18 protein-coding genes are annotated in these 18,536 nt (G+C 59.3%); 10 read left to right on the top strand and 8 right to left on the bottom strand.

Translation table 11 applies throughout. The annotated features are described in order from the left end of the window. Positions 1-79 precede the first annotated feature (79 nt). The 8 genes from RMV17_RS29580 to cfaB all read left to right on the top strand — a co-directional run bounded on the left by RMV17_RS29580 (position 80) and on the right by cfaB (position 9,350). Entirely contained in the window at positions 80-2,041 is a 1,962-nt protein-coding gene (locus tag RMV17_RS29580) for a protease modulator HflK (RefSeq protein WP_311884504.1), read from the top strand. Continuing rightward, on the top strand, positions 2,038-3,075 hold the full coding sequence (gene hflC, locus RMV17_RS29575; RefSeq protein ID WP_108224918.1) for a protease modulator HflC: 1,038 nt from the start codon (positions 2,038-2,040) through the stop codon (positions 3,073-3,075). Before RMV17_RS29580 ends, hflC begins: the two co-directional genes overlap by 4 nt. Beyond that, on the top strand, positions 3,072-4,121 hold the full coding sequence (locus tag RMV17_RS29570) for a protease modulator HflK (protein WP_311884500.1): 1,050 nt from the start codon (positions 3,072-3,074) through the stop codon (positions 4,119-4,121). Before hflC ends, RMV17_RS29570 begins: the two co-directional genes overlap by 4 nt. Next, complete coding sequence (locus RMV17_RS29565) at positions 4,118-6,025, top strand: heavy metal translocating P-type ATPase (RefSeq protein ID WP_311884498.1); 1,908 nt, start codon at positions 4,118-4,120, stop codon at positions 6,023-6,025. Before RMV17_RS29570 ends, RMV17_RS29565 begins: the two co-directional genes overlap by 4 nt. A 110-nt stretch (positions 6,026-6,135) precedes the next feature. After that, positions 6,136-6,387, top strand: coding sequence for a membrane protein (locus tag RMV17_RS29560; protein WP_034152154.1), 252 nt, complete (start codon positions 6,136-6,138; stop codon positions 6,385-6,387). A 65-nt stretch (positions 6,388-6,452) separates the two neighbouring features. Further along, positions 6,453-7,298 carry a DUF692 domain-containing protein gene (locus RMV17_RS29555; protein ID WP_311884496.1) on the top strand — a complete coding sequence of 282 codons (846 nt, stop codon included), beginning with the start codon at positions 6,453-6,455 and terminating at the stop codon, positions 7,296-7,298. Continuing rightward, on the top strand, positions 7,289-8,077 hold the full coding sequence (locus RMV17_RS29550) for a DNA-binding domain-containing protein (RefSeq protein ID WP_311884494.1): 789 nt from the start codon (positions 7,289-7,291) through the stop codon (positions 8,075-8,077). The genes RMV17_RS29555 and RMV17_RS29550 overlap by 10 nt, the downstream gene beginning before the upstream one ends. A gap of 85 nt (positions 8,078-8,162) precedes the next feature. Then, positions 8,163-9,350: a C17 cyclopropane fatty acid synthase CfaB gene (gene cfaB, locus RMV17_RS29545; RefSeq protein ID WP_034152151.1), complete on the top strand. Its 1,188-nt coding sequence runs from the start codon at positions 8,163-8,165 to the stop codon at positions 9,348-9,350. 49 nt (positions 9,351-9,399) lie between these two features. Here the strand turns inward: cfaB and cls are convergent, their stop codons facing one another. Further along, positions 9,400-10,839, bottom strand: coding sequence for a cardiolipin synthase (cls, locus tag RMV17_RS29540; RefSeq protein ID WP_311884491.1), 1,440 nt, complete (start codon positions 10,837-10,839; stop codon positions 9,400-9,402). A gap of 131 nt (positions 10,840-10,970) precedes the next feature. On the opposite strand from cls, the gene RMV17_RS29535 reads away from it, so the two are divergent. Then, positions 10,971-11,489 (top strand): DUF3617 domain-containing protein, encoded by a 519-nt coding sequence (locus RMV17_RS29535; protein WP_034152149.1) that lies wholly within the window; start codon positions 10,971-10,973, stop codon positions 11,487-11,489. A gap of 110 nt (positions 11,490-11,599) precedes the next feature. On the opposite strand, the gene RMV17_RS29530 is transcribed toward RMV17_RS29535, so the two are convergent. Genes RMV17_RS29530 through folE2 form a run of 6 tightly spaced genes read right to left on the bottom strand, consistent with a single transcriptional unit; the run spans position 11,600 to position 16,806 of the window. Then, complete coding sequence (locus RMV17_RS29530; RefSeq protein WP_311884488.1) at positions 11,600-12,931, bottom strand: dihydroorotase; 1,332 nt, start codon at positions 12,929-12,931, stop codon at positions 11,600-11,602. Positions 12,932-12,934: 3 nt separating this feature from the next. Next, positions 12,935-13,495, bottom strand: a complete 561-nt coding sequence (locus tag RMV17_RS29525; RefSeq protein WP_311884486.1) for a carbonate dehydratase — start codon at positions 13,493-13,495, stop codon at positions 12,935-12,937. After that, complete coding sequence (locus tag RMV17_RS29520; protein WP_311884484.1) at positions 13,492-14,367, bottom strand: metal ABC transporter substrate-binding protein; 876 nt, start codon at positions 14,365-14,367, stop codon at positions 13,492-13,494. Before RMV17_RS29520 ends, RMV17_RS29525 begins: the two co-directional genes overlap by 4 nt. An 11-nt stretch (positions 14,368-14,378) precedes the next feature. Further along, positions 14,379-15,245 carry a metal ABC transporter permease gene (locus RMV17_RS29515; RefSeq protein WP_311884482.1) on the bottom strand — a complete coding sequence of 289 codons (867 nt, stop codon included), beginning with the start codon at positions 15,243-15,245 and terminating at the stop codon, positions 14,379-14,381. Beyond that, positions 15,245-15,913, bottom strand: a complete 669-nt coding sequence (locus RMV17_RS29510) for an ATP-binding cassette domain-containing protein (RefSeq protein ID WP_311884480.1) — start codon at positions 15,911-15,913, stop codon at positions 15,245-15,247. Before RMV17_RS29510 ends, RMV17_RS29515 begins: the two co-directional genes overlap by 1 nt. Then, a complete protein-coding gene (folE2, locus tag RMV17_RS29505) occupies positions 15,910-16,806 on the bottom strand; it encodes a GTP cyclohydrolase FolE2 (RefSeq protein ID WP_108224925.1) in 897 nt (298 codons plus the stop codon). The genes RMV17_RS29510 and folE2 overlap by 4 nt, the downstream gene beginning before the upstream one ends. An 84-nt stretch (positions 16,807-16,890) precedes the next feature. Here folE2 and RMV17_RS29500 point away from each other — a divergent pair, with 84 nt between their 5' ends. Further along, positions 16,891-18,093, top strand: a complete 1,203-nt coding sequence (locus tag RMV17_RS29500; protein WP_311884479.1) for an N-acetylmuramoyl-L-alanine amidase — start codon at positions 16,891-16,893, stop codon at positions 18,091-18,093. On the opposite strand, the gene RMV17_RS29495 is transcribed toward RMV17_RS29500, so the two are convergent. Further along, complete coding sequence (locus RMV17_RS29495; protein ID WP_311884478.1) at positions 18,090-18,467, bottom strand: glutamine synthetase; 378 nt, start codon at positions 18,465-18,467, stop codon at positions 18,090-18,092. The two genes, RMV17_RS29500 and RMV17_RS29495, sit on opposite strands and share 4 nt — an antisense overlap. Between the last annotated feature and the right edge of the window lie 69 nt (positions 18,468-18,536).

Below are 18,536 nucleotides of genomic sequence, written 5' to 3'. Positions count from 1 at the left end.
GCGCAATTGTGTACGAATATTTCACGCTTTTCGTTATATCGTAACGCTATGCAGTGTGGGCTGATGAATTTGGGGTGATATGCAAGTCGATCTGGAAGTGGATGGCACGCAAGTGACCGCACTGCCGCGCTTTCAGCAGGCGGCCGCGCAGAGCCGTCGTCTGCGACGATGGGCAATCGGCTTCGGCGGATTGGCCGGGGCAGGCTGGGTGCTGGCATTTTTTGTCGGGCTGTTTGCCCCGCAGTCATTGTGGCTGCCGCTGTTGGTCAATCAGAGTGCGGCATTGCTGGTGCTGGTGGCCGGGCTGCAATCGGCGCGGTGGGTGACGCGTTGGCGGGTGCAGGTGATCAATCCTGTTGCGCCGGCACCGCTTGCCGTGGAAGAACATTCTGCGCCGCAGGGTTGGTATGAGCGGCTGCTGGACCGTTTGAGCCAACGCAGCCTGCACCTGCTCGGCCAGATCGGTGCGGCGACGCTGTGGTTGGGTGGCTGGGCGCTTTTGGTGGTGCTGAGTATCGACCAGGCGTGGAATCTGGCGTTGCCGGCCGCCGCCATGGGTTTATCCGCTACGGTGGGTGCAGCGTTAGCGTTGTTGCTGGCGTTCGGCTTGCTGGTGTTGGAGCGGCAACTGGCCCAGGAAAACCCGGCGCAATGGCCCGAAGCGGGTTCACTCGCGCAACTGACGCGTGTGGCGATCATCAGTCTGGTGCTGGGCGCGCTGTGTTTGCTGTTCGCTGGCGACAACGCCATATGGCCAGTTCGCGTTGCTGTGTTGATCGGTATCTTGCCGGGATTGGTTGCGATCGAGTTGCTATTGCGCGCCGTTCTTTCCATTTTCAGTCCTCGCCGTGAACTGCTTGAGCCGACACTGCTGGCGCGCAGTTTTGTCGCCGATATGCTGCGTTGGCCACCACAACCTTTACTCGCGCTGCAGCATGAATTGCGCAACCGTTTTGGCATCGATCTGCGCCAGATCTGGGCGTTCAGTTACATGCGCCGCGCCTTTTTACCGGTGTTGGCGCTGGTCGCGGCAGTGGGCTGGTTGCTCACCGGTATTCATGAAATTCCGCTGCAGGGCCGAGGAATTTATGAGCGCTTTGGAAAACCGGTTCAGGTATTCGGTCCGGGGTTGCACAGCGGTTTGCCTTGGCCGCTGGGGCGGGTGTTGATCGTTGAAAATGGCGTGGTGCATGAACTGGCCACCAGCGTCGGCGAGAATGCGATACCGCTGCAAGCCGACCCTGCTGAAGGCCCGGCACCAGTGACCGCCAACCGTCTGTGGGACGCCAGTCACGTCAACGACAAATCGCAAGTTATTGCCAGCAGCCGTGGCGACCAGCAGAGCTTCCAGATCGTCAACATGGACGTGCGTTTCGTCTATCGCATCGGCCTGAGCGATCTGGCCGCACTGGCCGCGACGTACAACAGTGCGGATGTGCCGACGCTGATCCGCAGCACCGCCAGCCGAATTCTGGTACATGACTTCGCCTCGCGCACGCTGGACGGTTTACTCGGCCAAGACCGGGTAGGGCTGGGCGAGGAGATTGGTCGCGCGGTGCAGAGTGATCTGGAAAAACTTAACAGCGGCGTGGAGATCCTTGCCACGGTCGTCGAGGCCATTCATCCCCCGGCCGGTGCCGCCAATGCCTATCACGGTGTGCAAGCCGCGCAGATCGGCGCGCAGGCATTGATTTCCCGCGAGCGTGGTGCGGCAGCTGAAGCGAGTAATCAGGCGCAATTGCAGGCCAGCCTGGCTCGCGATCAGGCCAGCGCCAATGCGCGGGAAACCCGTGCCACGGCGCAAGCAGCGGATCTGCGATTCGGCGCCGAGCAAAAAGCCTACGCCAGCGCCGGCCAGGCCTTTGTGCTGGAGCAATACCTCGGCGAGCTCAGCCAAGGCCTGAGCAAAGCCAAATTGTTGATCCTCGACCACCGTCTGGGCGGCAGCAGCAATGCACCGACCATTGACCTGCGTACGTTCACGCTGCCGGCTGACCCGACGCCCGCGCGCACCAACGCTCAACCAGGAGTCGCCCATTGAGCCAGTCGCACACACACGATCATCATGACCACAGCGGCCACGATCACGGTCACGGCGGGCATCACCATCACCACGGACATCATCACGGTGCGCCGGAAGAGGCCGGGCCTTTTCCTTGGCGGCGGATGGGCTGGGCAGTCTTGTTGGTGGTGTTTGCCATTGCGGCGGCGAGCCTGGTGCAGGTTCGCTCCGGTGAAGCCACAGTTATTACGCGGTTTGGTAACCCAGCGCGGGTGTTGCTTGATCCGGGTTTGAGCTGGCGCTGGCCGGCGCCGTTCGAGGCGGCGATTCCGGTGGACCTGCGTCTGCGCACGACGTCCAGTGGCTTGCAGGATGTCGGCACCCGTGATGGATTGCGCATCATTGTGCAGGCCTACGTGGCGTGGCAGGTGCAGGGCGACGCGGACAATGTGCAGCGTTTTATGCGCGCCGTGCAGAATCAACCGGACGAAGCGGCGCGGCAGATTCGTACTTTTGTCGGTTCGGCGCTGGAAACCACCGCGAGCAGTTTTGATCTGGCGAATCTGGTGAACACTGATGCCCGTCAGGTGCGTATCGCCGATTTTGAAGCGCAGCTACGTCAACAGATCGATCAGCAATTGCTCGCGACATATGGCGTGCGGGTTGTGCAAGTCGGCATAGAGCGTTTGACCTTGCCGTCGGTGACGCTCACTGCCACGGTCGATCGCATGCGCGCCGAGCGTGAAACAATCGCCACTGAACGCACGGCCATCGGCAAACGTGAGGCCGCGCAAATCCGTTCCGCAGCCGAGCGCGATGCGCGAATCGTGCAGGCTGACGCGACGGTAAAAGCGGCAGAAATCGAAGCGCAATCGCGCGTCGAAGCGGCGCAGATTTATGGTCGTGCATACGCCAGTTCACCGCAGCTCTACAACTTGCTGCGTTCGCTGGACACCCTCGGCACCATCGTCACGCCTGACACCAAACTGATTCTGCGTACCGACGCCGCGCCATTCCGCGTATTGGTCGATGGCCCGCCGACACTCGACAGCAAAACCGGATCGCAACCATGAGTGAAGAAGTTCCACGTGGAACACATGCGCTGAACAGTCCGTGGATTCAGGCTGGGCGGTTGGCATTCTTTGCCTTGTACGCGGTGACGATCCTCGCCGCATTGGCTTGGGTGTTTTCCAATGTTCGGCAAATTGATCCGCAGAATCGCGCGGTGGTGTTGCATTTCGGCGCGCTGGATCGCATCCAGAATGCCGGTCTGCTGTTGGCCTGGCCGCAGCCATTCGAGCAGGTGATTTTGCTGCCCGCAGCTGATCGGGTGATCGAGCGTCGCGTCGATAATCTGTTGCGCAGCGATGAGGCGCTGAAGGCGGATCGGGTCGCTTCCTTCGCCACACCGCTGAGCGATGCCTTGGCCGGATCTGGTTATTTATTGACCGGTGATGCCGGCGTCGTACAACTGGATGTACGGGTGTTCTACAAAGTCACCGACCCTTACGATTTCGTGTTGCAAGGCGATCATGTGTTGCCGGCATTGGACCGATTGGTCACCCGCAGTGCGGTGGCACTGACGGCCTCACGTGATCTGGACACCATTCTGGTTGCTCGCCCGGAGTTGATCGGCGCTGACAACCAGGCCGCTGAACGTCGTGAAAAACTTCGTGGTGATCTGGTCCAGGGCATCAACAAACGCTTGGCCGCGCTGAAGGCAAGCGGGCAGGGCATCGGCATCGAAGTGGCGCGAGTCGATGTGCAATCGAGTCTGCCGGATCCGGCGGTCAGCGCTTTTAATGCGGTGCTGACCGCCAGTCAGCAGGCCGACAAAGCGGTGGCCAATGCACGCACCGACGCCGAGAAACTTACCCAGACTGCCAACGAACAAGCCGACCGCACGTTGCAGGTAGCTCACGCGCAGGCTGGTGAGCGCTTGGCCAAAGCCTCGGCCGACACGGCCACAGTGTCGAGCCTGGCCAAAACTACCGATCCGCAATTGCTCCTGCGCCTTTACCGCGAGCGCATGCCGAAGATTCTCGGTCAGGCCGGATCGGTCACCACGGTCGACCCGAAAGACGATTCCCGCCTGATCATTCAGGGAGCCAGTAAATGACTGCGACGACCGCCGCACCGAGCTTGTTGTCCTCGGCCGAACAACGCCGCGCTGCACGTCAATTGACGTTAGCCATGCTCGCGCTGGGCCTTCTTGGTCTCGGTCTGATCTGGCGTTGGCTGGTGCCGGAGCAAACCGGGGTCAGCCAGTTGCTGTTGGGTGTTGCTTCTTTGTTGGTCGCCGTGCCGGTGATGCGCTCGGCGTGGTACAGCCTTCGCTATCCAAGTCTGCACGGCATTACCGATCAACTGATTGCCCTGGCCATGCTTGGCGCCTGGGCGACGGGTGACCTGCTGACGGCCGCGCTGCTGCCGATCATCATGATCTTCGGTCATGTCCTGGAAGAGCGTAGCGTCATCGGTTCGCAGGAGGCGATCCATGCCCTTGGCCAACTGACGCGCAGCCATGCACGTAAGGTTCAGGCTGACGGCTCGATCATCGAAGTGGACAACGGCACGCTGAAAGCAGGCGACACCGTTGAAGTGCGCGCCGGTGATCGTATTCCCGCCGATGGTCGAGTGCTATCCGGCCAAGCCAGTCTCGACACCGCTTCGATTACTGGTGAATCGGTGCCGGTCGAGGCGGGCGTCGGCATGTCGGTGTTCGGCGGGGCGATCAACCTCGACGGCCTGCTGCGTATTGAGGTGACGCGCACCGGTGGCGAGTCGACGCTGGGCAAGGTCATCGCGTTGATGCAGAACGCCGAGCGCTCGAAGCCACCGATCACGCGATTGCTCGAACGCTATGCCGGCAGCTACATGGTGCTGGTGTTGCTGTTGGCGGCGGTGACCTGGTTTATCACTCACGATGCGCAAGCGATGCTCGCGGTATTGGTTGCCGCCTGTCCGTGTGCCTTGGTGCTGTCGGCTCCGGCCACGGCGATTGCCGGTGTGGCAGTGGCCGCACGCCACGGCATTCTGATCCGCAGCTCGGCGTTCCTTGAGGAGCTGGCCGATTTGACCTCGCTGGTGGTCGACAAGACCGGCACCCTGACTTTCGGCACCCTGCGCCTGCGGTCGATCAATAACCCGCGCGCAGAGTCATCCTTGATCATTGCGCTCGCTGCCAGCCTTGGCGCGGCGAGCAGCCATCCGGTCAGTCGTGCGCTCGCCGGGTTGGTCAGTCAGGAAGAGTCATTACCCCTGAGTGATATCCACGAGCGCCAAGGCCTCGGCGTGGTAGCCATGACCGCACAGGGCGAAGCCGCGCTGGGCCGCCCGGAGTTGTTCGCGCAACTGGGCATCACCACGACAACGGTTCCCGATCACGATGGGCCTATCGCCGGGTTGGCATTGAACGGTGAGTTCCTCGCCTGGTTGTTGCTCGCCGATACGGTTAAACCGGAAGCCCGTTTCGCCCTCGACGAATTGCGCGAGCTGGGTCTCGGCCGGCAATTGCTGCTGACCGGCGACCGCCAAAGCGTGGCTCAGTCGCTGGCCAAAGAGGTCGGTTTGCATGAGGTTGAAGCCCAGGCCCTGCCCGAAGACAAACTCAATCGTGTGCTCAAGGAAATCGACAATGGTTTCCGGCCGATGGTGGTCGGTGACGGCATCAATGATTCGCTCGCGCTGAAGGCGGGCGTGGTCGGTGTGGCGATGGGGGCCGGTGGTGCGGATATCGCGCTGGCCTCGGCCGACATCGTCTTGATCGGCAGCGACCTGCGCCGACTCGGTACTTGTGTGCGGCTCAGCCGTCAGTGCCGAAGGACGTTGCAGGTCAACGTGATCATCGGCCTGAGCTGGACGCTGGCCATCGTCGTGTTCGCTGCATTCGGCTGGCTGGGTGCCGCCGGGGCGATGATTGCCGCGCTGCTGCATAACCTCAGCACGTTGCTGGTGCTCGGTAATGCCGGGCGCTTGCTGCGCTTTCAAGAGCCGTTGCTCAAGCTCCGGAAAGACCTTTGAAATTATTTTTCGATCCTCTGTAACGCCGTCGGGGCCGCTCTCTCTAGTGCTATGTCGGGACTGAACAACCTTCCAGCCGACACCCCTGACGATTACCGAGGATAAGAAAAATGACCATCAAGACCGCTGCTGCTGGTGCCGCTCTCGCTTTGGCCGCCGCGACAATGTTCGCCGGTGTTGCCTCCAACGCGATGGCCGCCGATGCCAACGTTCACTGCTACGGCGTGAACGGCTGCAAAGGCCAGAACGACTGCAAAACCAAAGACCACGCCTGCAAAGGCATGGGTTCCTGCAAAGGCCAGGGCTTCAAGGCGATGACTCAGGCGGCGTGCGAAAAAGCCGGTGGCAAGGTCGGCGAATAACTGACCGGCAAGTGTAGCCGCAGTGGTTTGCGCCACTGCGGCCACTTTTTATCAGGAGTCCGCACATGTCTGTTTCTCTTCCTTTTCTGGGTTATGGCCTGGGTTTACGCAGCGCTTATTACCAGCAGATCCTTGAGCAGTCGCCGGACGTCGACTGGTTCGAAGTGGTTTCGGAAAATTTCATGGTGCAGGGCGGCAAGGCCCTGTATTACCTCGACGCCATTGCCGAACGCTACCCGCTGGTGATGCACGGCGTATCCCTGTCCATCGGCGGGCCGCATGCCCTCGACCCTGACTATCTCAACCAACTCAAGCAATTGGCCGAACGGGTCAAACCGGCATGGATCTCTGACCATTTGTGCTGGAGCCGTGGCAATGCCCATCAGTTGCATGATCTGCTGCCGCTGCCTTACACCGAAGAAAGCCTGGATTACATCGCTGCTCGCGTGATGCAGGTTCAGGACATTCTGCAGCGTCCGTTGGTGCTGGAGAACGTCTCCAGTTACGTGCGCGGCGCCTCGGATGATTTCACCGAGTGGGAGTTTCTCGCTTTGCTCAGCCGTGTGAGCGGCTGCGAATTATTGCTCGATGTGAACAATGTCTACGTCAGTTCACGCAACCATGGTTTCGATCCGTGGGCCTTCATCAGCACCCTGCCCATCGATAAAGTCCGTCAACTGCATCTGGCGGGGCACAGCGATTACGGCGATTACGTGATCGACACCCACGACCATCCGGTGAGTGATCCGGTCTGGGCGCTCTATCAACGCACACTCGAACATTTCGGCCCGGTGGCCACGTTGCTGGAACGCGATGACCATTTTCCGCCCTTTGAAGCACTGCTCGATGAACTGCAAACGGCCCGTCGGCTCGGCAACAAGGTTCTGGCCGGGAGGCAGCAATGCGCCTGAAAGAGTGGCAACTGGCGTTTGAAGCGTTTCTGCTCGAAGAACACCCCAGCGCGAGTCCGAGGTTGCGCGAGAGCCTGACCGGTGGCCCGACACTGGATGTCGGCACGGGACTGTCGATTTATCAGCATGCTTACAAGGCGCGTTTGCTGGAAGTCTTGCGCAATGACTTTCCGACGACCCTGAACTGGCTGGGCGACGATGAATTTGACCGACTCGCCATGGCTTACATCCGACAGTCTCCGTCAGCACATTTCAGCCTTCGCTGGTTGGGCAAAGGCTTTGAAGGCTTTGTCCGCGAGCATTTGGTGCCAGAGCAGAGTGCGCCACTGGCTGAGTTGATTGCGCTTGAGTGGGCCTTCACATTGGCCTTCGATGCACCTGCCGCTGAGCCAGTGACGATTGATGCGATGGCGGCCCTGGCCGCGGAGGAATGGCCCGAATTGCGGGTCAGAGCGGTGCCGTCCTCGCAATGGCTGGAGTGCCGTTTCAACAGCCTTTCATTGTGGCGCGCAGTGAAAGAAGAGTCGGAATTCCCTGACAGCATGGCGCTCGAAATCCCACAAATCTGTCTGATCTGGCGCAGCCAGTTGATCTGCAGTTACCGCAGCCTTGATCCGGCGCAAGCCACGGCTCTGAACGGCTTGCTCAAAGATGGCTGGAGTTTCTCCGAACTGTGCGTCGAGTTAGCAGTCACTTATGGTGAGGGCGCACCACTTCAAGCTGTTACCTGGTTGAAACAGTGGATACAGGACGGTTTGCTGGAGCGCCTGCAACGATAGCCAGGGCTAATCAAATCGATAGCCTGCTATTTTTCCGGGATGGTCTACCCTCAGATCTGACGTCTGAAACAAGGGGGGATTTTCCATGCTCGCGCAACTTCCACCGGCCTTACAGAATCTGCAGCTTCCGCTGCGCTTGCGACTCTGGGATGGCCATGAGTTCAATCTGGGGCCGGCACCCAGCGTCACCATTGTGGTCAAGGACCCGCAGATGGTCAGCCAGTTCACCCATCCAAGCCTCGATGCGCTCGGAGCGGCCTTCGTTGAAGGCAAGCTGGAACTGGAGGGCTCGATCAGCGAAGTCATTCGGGTCTGCGACGAATTGAGCAACGCGTTGCTCGGCGAAGATGACGATAATCAGCCAGTGCGTTCGGTGCACGACAAGGAAACCGACGCCAAAGCCATTTCCTACCACTACGACCTGTCCAATGCGTTCTACCAGCTCTGGCTGGACAGCGACATGGCCTATTCCTGCGCGTACTTCGAAACGGGCAGCGAATCCCTCGAGCAGGCGCAACAAGCCAAATTCCGCCATCTGTGTCGCAAGCTGCGTTTGCAGCCGGGTGACTATCTGCTGGATGTCGGTTGCGGCTGGGGTGGATTGGCGCGTTATGCCGCGCGGGAATTCGGTGCCAAGGTCTTCGGCATCACCCTGAGCAAGGAGCAGCTGGAGCTGGCGCGCGAACGGGTCAAGGCCGAAGGCCTGGAAGACCAGATCGAACTACAATTGCTCGACTATCGCGATCTGCCGCAGGACGGGCGTTTCGACAAGGTGGTCAGCGTCGGCATGTTCGAACACGTTGGTCACGCCAATCTGGCCGAGTATTGCAAAACCCTGTTCGGTGCGGTGAAGGAGGGCGGTCTGGTGATGAATCACGGCATCACCGCCAAGCACACCGATGGCCGTCCGGTGGGACGCGGTGCCGGGGATTTCATTGAGAAGTATGTTTTTCCCAACGGTGAATTACCGCACCTGGCGATGATCTCGGCGGAAATCAGCGAGGCGGGTCTGGAGATTGTCGACGTCGAAAGTCTGCGCCTGCATTACGCACGCACGCTGGACCACTGGAGTGAGCGGCTGGAGGACAACCTTGAAGCGGCTGGCAAACTGGTGCCGGATCAGGCGCTGCGCATCTGGCGCCTGTATCTGGCCGGCTGCGCTTACGCGTTTGCGCGCGGCTGGATCAACCTGCACCAGATCCTCGCGGTGAAGGCGCATGCGGATGGCAGCCATGAACTGCCGTGGACGCGCGACGATATCTATAACCCTTAACACTGAATAATCCCCTCTCCCTCTGGGAGAGGGTCAGGGTGAGGGGTTTTTAGAGAATCGGTGAAATCAGCCGGGCGATCCGCATGCCGACCTGTTGCAGGCGGTGGATCTCCCGGCTTTCTTCTTTGGCGATTTCGTAGGCTTGCTCGAAATCTGCGATAAGCATGTTTTCCACGCTGGCGGCGAAGTCGCTGTCGACGGTCAGCAGCATCACTTCGAAGTTCAGCCGGAACGAACGGTTGTCCAGATTGGCGCTGCCAATTGCGCTGATCTCGCTGTCGATCAACACCACTTTCTGATGCAGGAAACCGGGTTCGTAGCGGAATACCCGCACGCCGGCGCGCACGGCTTCAAAGGCGTAGAGGCTGGAAGCGGCGTAGACGATGCGGTGATCGGGACGCGACGGCAGCAGCAATCGCACATCGACACCGCGTAAGACCGCCAATCTTAACGCTGCAAATACCGCTTCATCGGGGATGAAATACGGGCTGGTGATCCACACCCGTTCGGTCGCCGCATGGATCGCTTCGACAAAGAACAGCGAGCAGGTTTCGTAGGCATCCGCCGGACCGGTGGCGAGCAATTGGCAGAGCACGCCGTCATCCGGGTACTCGTCTGGCAGAATCAGCGGCGGCAGGGTACGCGCAGCCCAGAACCAGTCTTCGGCAAACGACTCCTGCATGCACGCGACCACCGGGCCACGTACTTTCACATGGGTATCGCGCCACGGCGCAAGCGGTGGTTTTTCGCCCATGTACTCATCGCCGACGTTATGCCCGCCGACAAAGCCGACGACGCCGTCGACCACGACGATCTTGCGGTGGTTACGGAAGTTGACTTGAAAGCGATTGAGCCAGCCGCTGCGCGTGGCGAAGGCTTTCACTTCGACGCGAGCATCGCGCAGCGTCTGTACATAACTGTGGGGCAGGGCGTGGCTGCCGATGCGGTCGTAGAGCAGATGAATCGCCACGCCTTCAGCGGCTTTCTTCAGCAGCAGGTCGCGCAGACGTTGTCCGAGTCGATCATCGTGAATGATGAAAAACTGGATCAGCACCGCTTCTTTTGCCTGATCGATGGCCTGGAAAATCGCCTCGAACGTAGCCGTACCGTTTACCAGCAATTGCACTTCATTGTTCGCCAGGCATGGCATACGTCCCAGTTTGGGCATCGCGCGTAACGAGGCGTAGGCATTCGAGGCGCGCGCGGTCAGGGCTTCTTCCACCCACGGGCGCCAGTTCAGTTCGGAGATGGCCTGACGCATCTGTTCGTTGGCTTGGCGTCGTGCCTTGATGTAACCATCAAAGGTGCTGCGCCCGAATACCAGATACGGAATAAGCGTGAGGTAGGGAATGAAGATCAGCGACAATGCCCAGGCGATCGAGCCTTGAGCCGTGCGTACGGTGAGCACCGCGTGAATGGCGGCGATCAAGCCGAGGGTGTGTATCAGGGCGATCAGGTAACCGAAAATGTGCGGTCCAAAATAATCCATGGGGCAGCCTTGCTCCGGAAGATTCAATGCTTAACAGACCATGTTCTGTCGCGAATGTCGCTATTTAATTGGTGCATGAACCGAAGCAATCGGCCGACGTCTAACGGCCACTACTGATCAGGAGTTTTTCGATGAACGTTCGTCTGCTGGGTTTGGCGCTGGGCCTGGGTTTGGCATTGCCGGTGGTTGCACAGGCGCAGATGCTGCAGCCGGGGCTGTGGGAAATGACATCGAGCAACGTCAAGGTTGATGACCAGCCGATGGATGTGCAATCGATCCTCGGCCAGCTGCAAGGTCAGATGACCCCGCAACAACGCGCGGCGCTGGAAAAGAACGGGATCAATATCGGCGGCAAAGGCATCCGCGCGTGTCTGACGCCGGAGCAAGTGGCGACCAACGATATTCCGTTGGCCGACCCGCAATCGGGCTGCAAACAGCAGATTACCGATCGCACCGGCAACCAGTGGAAATTCCGTTTCAGTTGCCCGAAAGCGCAGGGCACCGGGGTGGCGACGTTCCTCAGTGATCGTGAATTCACCACCGTGGCCAACGGCACGTTCAACGCGATCGGGATCAATCAGAAGGGCAGTCTGGAGACTCGCGCGGTTTGGTTGGGCCAGGACTGCGGCGCCGTTAAACCTCGCGCGTAAAACATTCCATGTAGGAGCTGCGGCACGCTGCGATCTTTTGATCTTGATTTTACAAAAGGATCAAAAGATCGCAGCCTCGTTTCACTCGTCAGCTCCTACAGGAGTTTAAATCAACGCATAAACCTCAGCGCCAACCCGCGACATCCTTCATTCACCCGACCGTCCCGCCAAGCAATCTGCCCCGAGACAATTGTCATATTCACCCGATGGCGAAAGCTGCGTCCGGCGAACGGCGTCCATCCGCACTGCGACAGAATCGGTTGCCGATCGACTTCCAGCGTTTGCCGTTCAACCAACACCAGATCCGCCCAATACCCTTCCCGGAGATAACCCCGATCCGGAATGGCAAACAGATCCGCCACGCGATGGCTGGTCTTCGCCACCAGTGTGGTGATTGGCAAAACCCCATCCGCCACCAGCTCCATTAACGCTGGCAACGCATGCTGTACCAGCGGTAATCCAGAAGGCGCCTGCACATACGCTCGCTGCTTTTCTTCCCAGGTATGTGGCGCATGGTCACTGCCGATCACGTCCAGTAGATTGCTGTTCAGGGCCGCGCGCAGCGCATCGCGATCGGCCTGAGTCTTGATCGCCGGATTGCACTTGATCAAGTTCCCAAGGCATGGGTAATCGCGGTCGTCGAACAACAAATGGTGCAGGCAGACTTCCGCCGTAATGCGTTTTTGCGCAAGCGGTTTGTCCTCGAACAACGCCAGTTCACGCGCCGTGGTCAGGTGCAAAACATGGAGCCGCGTGCCGTGACGTTTGGCTAACTCGACCGCCAGTGAAGAGGAGCGATAACACGCCTCGGCATTGCGGATGAGCGGGTGAGCACCGGGCGGGATTCGTTCTCCGAACAGGTCACGCAGATTGGCCGCATTCGCGTCGATACTCGGGGTGTGTTCGCAGTGAGCCAACAGGATCGTTGGCACCTCGGCGAACAGTCGCTCGAGAATCTTGGGATCGTCCACCAGCATGTTGCCGGTCGATGCGCCCATGAACACTTTCACCCCGGCGACTTCACACGCATTGAGCGCCGTCACTGTATCCAGATTGTCCTGACTCACACCAAAGTGAAAACCGTAGTTGGCCACCGAACCGATCGCAGCCCGGCGCTTTTTGTCACCCAGCGCTTCAAGGGTGAGGGTGGCCGGGTTTGTATTCGGCATGTCCATGAAACTGGTGATGCCCCCGGCAACCGCCGCCCGAGATTCGCTGTGAATACTGCCCTTGGCTGGCGCACCGGGTTCACGAAAATGCACTTGGTCGTCGATCATCCCCGGCAGCAACCACTGGCCATTCGCGTCGATTTCCACCTTGGCGTTTTCGCCTTCGATGCTGCGAGCAATCTTGACGATGCGCCCGTTGCTGACCAATAGATCGCCGTCGAACTCGCGTCCTTCATTGATCAGCCTTGCGTTGCGAATCAGCACGCTGCTCATGGTTCAGAACTCGTTCTGCAAGGCTTTGTAGCCACGCACCAGATCGACGTTGGTGCGCGCCACGTCTTCGGAAAACTCCGAAGCGCTGACGCTCACCGGTGGAAACTGCGAGAGGTCGGTGTTCGGACCAATACGAGTCGTGGAGGGCACATAGAAGGCATCCGGCAAATCCCGACCGTCGACCACCGAGTTGTGCCGCACCACGCAACCGTTGCCGACGACGCAGTTGAACAGGACGCTGTTGAAACCGATGAACACGCGATCGCCGACGACGCAGGGGCCATGCAAGATCGAGCGGTGGGCGATGGAGCTGAATTCGCCGATGGTCACCGCCGCGCCTGATTTGGAGTGGATCACCACACCGTCCTGAATGTTCGAATTGGCACCGATGGTGATCGGCTCCATCTCGCCTGAGGCGTCCACTTCGTCGGCGCGGATCACCGCGTACGGGCCGACGAAAACATTCTCGCCGATCACCACTTTGCCGCAGATGATTGCGGTTTTATCGACGTAGGCCGACTCGGCAATGTGTGGCAAATCACCTGAAGGGTTCTTGCGGATCATGGTTGGCTCAGCGCGTCGTAAAGGGTATTGAGGTTGTATTCGAACAGGCCGGTGAAGGTGCTGGCCGGGCCACTCGCAGCGAGGGCATCCGAGTAGAGCGTGCCGCCGATGTGCGCGCCGCTTTCATCGGCGATCTGTTTGAGCAGGCGTGCGTCTTTGATGTTTTCCATGAATACCGCTTTGACGTGGGCCTGACGAATCTGGGTGATCAGTGCTGCGACTTCGGCGGCGGAGGGTTCACGTTCGGTGGACAAGCCCTGCGGTGCCATGAAGTCGATACCGTACGCCTGGCCGAGATATCCAAAAGCATCGTGGCTGGTGACGATCTTGCGGGTGCCCGGTGGTAGCGAACCGAGTTTGGTTTTGGCTTCGGCGAGCAGGGCGTAGATCTGCTTCAGATAAGTTTTGCTGTTGCGTTCGTAGTCAGCTTTGTTCGCAGGATCCGCAGCGACCAGTGCCTTGGTGATATTGGCGATATACAACTCGGCGTTCGCCAGATTGTGCCAGGCATGCGGGTCGGGAACGGTTTCGCCGTCTTCATCCAGCGAGCGTGGAATCACGCCGTGACTGGCACTGATGACCGTGGCTTTGGTCTCGGTACTGGTGACCAGACGATCCAGCCATGGCTCGAAACGGAGGCCGTTCTTGATGATCAATTTCGCGCCAAGCAATGCTTTGGCATCGTCCGGCGTCGGCTCGTAAGTGTGTGCGTCGGCGTCGGGGCTGACCATGTTGGTGATCTGGATATGCTCGCCGCCGACCTGATGGACCATGTCGGCGAGAATGCTGAAGCTGGTGACCACGGGCAGTTTTTCCGCTGCCGACAATGACATCGACAACATCAGGCTGAACAGCACGAGTAGAGCGCGCATCGGGAAACACCTCATTGGGATGTGAGCAACGGTGGGCGGCGCAACAGACCGTGTACCGGCCCGAACACCACGGACAACAGATAGCCAAGGCCTGCGACCAACACGATGGCCGGGCCGCTGGGCAACGAGTAGTAGAACGACAGCAGCAAGCCGAACCACACCGAGAGGCATCCGATGACAGACGTGATGGCAATCAGGATCGGCAGACGGCGGCTCCAGAATCGCGAAGCGGCGGCGGGAAGCATCATCAGTCCGACCACCATCAGCGCGCCAATGGCCTGGAAACCGATGACCAGATTCAGCACCACGAGGGTCAGGAACACGCCATGGGCGAGTGGGCCGAGGCGGCTGACCGTTTTCAGGAACAGGGGGTCGAGGGTGTCGAGCAGCAGAGGTTTGTAGATCAGTGCCATGGCGAGGAGGCTGAATCCCGAGACCCATAACATGCCGGTGAGGGTCGGACCGTCGACGGCCAGTGCTGAGCCGAACAGCAGGTGCAACAGGTCGAGGCGTTTGCCGGCGATGCCAAGGATGAGTACGCCACAGGCCAGTGAGATCGGATAGATCGCAGCGAGACTGGCGTCTTCGCGCAAACCGGTGCGGCGGGTGATCCAGGCGGCGAGGCCGGCCATGCTCAGACCGGCGCCCAAGCCTCCCAGCGTTAGCGCGGGCAGGCTCAGTCCGGCAAACCAGAAACCCAATGCAGCGCCGGGAAGGATGCCGTGGGCGACGGCGTCACCGATCAGGCTCATCCGTCGCAGGATCAAAAACACGCCGAGTGGCGCTGTACTGCACGCCAAGACCAGTCCGCCGAGCAGGGCGCGGCGCATGAACACGAACTCATTGAATGGTTGCCAGAGGTGGGCGACGGTGAGCATCAGGCCACCTGCGTATGAGGTGTTTGCTGAATGAGCTCTGCGCTCGTGCCAAACATGCACTCTCGGTTTTTGATCAGCAAGGTGTGGGGGATGTGTTGGCGGACGGCTGCGAGGTCGTGGCAGACCACGACGATTGTTCGGCCTTGGTTATGCCAGGTATGGACGTGCTGCCAGAGCAATTGTTGACCGAGTTCATCGAGGGCGGCATGGGGTTCGTCGAGGAGCAGAACCGGGGCGTCGGTCAGACTCAATCGAGCGAGCAGGGCGCTCTGTAATTCGCCGCCGGACAGGGCCATGAGTGGACGGTGTTCGAGTCCGCTCAGGTGCCAGTTTTCCAGTGCGTCTTTCAGGCGTTGTGCGCGCAGTTGCGTTGAGAGTCGGCGTCCCCAGAAACCCGCAGCGACCAATTCTTCGAGGCTGATTGGGAATTGGCGATCCAGGTGCTGTTGCTGCGGCAGGAAGGACAATCCGCTCTGACGTGGAACACTCAGAGCAACGCTGCCTGCCAACGGCTTCTGCAATCCGGCGATAACCTTAAGAAGGCTGCTTTTGCCACAGCCGTTGGCACCGATGATCGCCGTCAGACTGCCGCTGTCGAGTTCTAGACTTAGGGGCGCAGTCAGTGGTTGGCCGGGCGCGCCCCAGCTCAGTGATTGGCAGCGGATCATGCTTGCTCACGCTGCCAGTGGCTTTCGGCAACGGCGTCGTGGGCGTGAAGGCTCTCGGCGTGGATCACTCGCAGGTGGAACTGGTTAACGCCGGGTGTGCGGCGAAGGGCGAGATTCAGTCGGCGCGCAGCGTCTTCGCAGAACATCAGGTTCTGTCCGTTGGCGAGGGCGAAGGCTTGTTCATCTGCGCGTTTTACGGCGGTTTGTACGGCGGTCCCGAGTGCCGCTTCAGCGTCATTGATGATCACGCTCAGAGGTAACTCATCAATGAATTCGTCGAGATGAAGATGCAGTTGTGCTGTGCTGCGTTGGCTGTGAGGCGTGGCGACGATGCCTTGAGTCGAGCCAAGCCATGCCAAAACGTCTGCGTGTTGAAGGGTCTTGTTGGCGAAATCGTCGATGAATTGTTGCTGGATCAACTGTCGCGCCAAGGCAGCAGAGCAGGGGCAGGTTGAGGAGTAGGCCACCTCGATTTTGAGTTCCACGTGGAACATTTGGTTTTTCAGGCTCGCTGAAATGGTCGCTGGATAGGATTTCCAACCGGCCAGTGGACTGACCAGGGCGGGGCGCTTCAACAGCAAATCAGTATGGATATTCAGGTAGGCCCGGTTGGATAAACCCTCGTGGCTTTGCAGAAAGCGCTTGAGAACATGGTGCAGCAAGGCTGGAGAAAGGCTCTCTTGTTCGAGTGCTTCCAGAGTCAGATAAAGCCGAGACATATGAATCCCACGAGCCTCGCCGTCATCAAGACTGACCCCGGCATCAGCCTTGGCGCTCAGGCGCTGCCCTTCTATCAAGACAGGTAACGCGATGCCACGCATGCCCACCCATTCGAGTGGCAAAGCTTGGCGAGCGACTTGCGCGGCGATATCCGGGAGTGTCATCGAATTCATGTTCGGAACCATCGTGTTGATTGAATTGAATGTTACATTATAACAACTCAAATCACGATGCCTTTTTCATGAACGAGCTTTCATATGCACAGACGTCATCTACTTAATCTGATTCTGGCCAGCGCGGCCTTCGCCCTTCCTTTCAGTGCTTCGGCCACGCAGATTCGCAACGCGCGGCTATGGCGTTCTGATGAGAAACTGCGATTGGTCTTTGATTTGAGTGGGCCGGTGCGCTACAAAACCTTCACCCTCAGCGCTCCGGAGCGGCTGATCATTGATGTGTCCGGTGCGAGCGTTGGCGCAGATTTCAGTCAACTGGCGCTGAACGGTACAGTGATTCGTTCGATTCGCTCCGGGCCTTTTGGCCACGGTGATACGCGGATTGTTCTGGATCTGAGCAGCCCAACGCTGTTGAACAGCTTCCTTTTGGCACCGCAGGACGGCCAGGGGCATCGCTTGGTTCTCGATTTGGTCAGCACCAAGTCCGCACCAAATAAGCCAATGGTTCCACGTGAAACACCTGCGCTGAAGGCACATCCAAGACGAGACATCATTGTTGTCGTCGACCCAGGTCATGGCGGAAAGGATCCCGGCGCAGTCGGCGCCAAAGGGGAAAGAGAAAAGGATGTGGTGCTTTCCATTGCTCAGTTGCTCGCCAAACGCCTGAAAAAAGAGAAAGGCTTCGATGTGAAACTGGTGCGCAATGACGATTTTTTTGTTCCATTGCGCAAGCGCGTGGAGATCGCGCGTCAGCATAAGGCTGACATGTTCATCTCAGTACATGCCGACGCGGCTCCACGTCTGACCGCTTCCGGGGCATCGGTCTATTGTCTTTCGGAGGGCGGTGCAACATCGGCAACGGCACGTTTCATGGCGCAGCGGGAGAACGGCGCAGATCTGCTCGGCGCCACCAGCCTGCTCAATCTGAAAGACAAAGATCCGATGCTGGCCGGGGTGATTCTCGACATGTCGATGAACGCTACGATCGCCGCCAGTCTGCAATTGGGAGGCGCGGTTCTGGGGAGTCTGGCCGGCATCACCACACTCCATCAGAAACGGGTGGAACAGGCAGGATTCGCGGTCCTGAAATCGCCAGATGTACCTTCGATTCTGGTGGAGACCGGCTTCATTTCCAACGCACGCGACAGTCAGCGACTGGTCACGGCGCGACATCAGCAGGCTGTGGCCAACGGCTTGTTTGACGGCTTACAGCGTTACTTTGAAAAGAACCCGCCTGTCGACAGCTATCTTGCCTGGCAGAAAGCCCAACAAAACACGCCGGTTTAGCAGCCAATAATGCGGCTGCAGGTGAATTTTGCACTGCTGCCGCCCGAGCTGGAGAAACGATTGATGGTCGTCCAGCCGACACGTCGAGTGTAGCCAACCCAAGCTTCGCCATCAGAGGCGATCCCGGTGAAGAACGTCAATTGACCGAAACGACTGTTGGTCTGCGCCCAATAACGCCGGCCGTTCTTTTCAAAACCCCGCAGATAAAGGGTATTGCCTACGGTGCTGACGCTATAAGCGTTGCCGTCGGCGTCCACGCACGCCAGCAGATTGGCGCTCCGTGTACAGCTGGCGAGCGCTGGCAATTGAGCGCTCGCGTTGCCGGCCAGCAATAACCCAAAGCTCAACATTGAGCATTTCAGCGCATTTTTCATGGTGATTTCCGGGCTCGGGATTGGCACAGCTTCCTGCTCTTTGTCGATCAGGACAAGAGAAGGCTGGTG

Source organism: Pseudomonas sp. VD-NE ins, from assembly GCF_031882575.1.
Taxonomy (GTDB): Bacteria; Pseudomonadota; Gammaproteobacteria; order Pseudomonadales; family Pseudomonadaceae; genus Aquipseudomonas; species Aquipseudomonas fluorescens_BZ.
The sequence above is the reverse complement of the archived record's forward strand: the minus strand, read 5'-3'. Positions and strand labels throughout refer to the sequence as shown.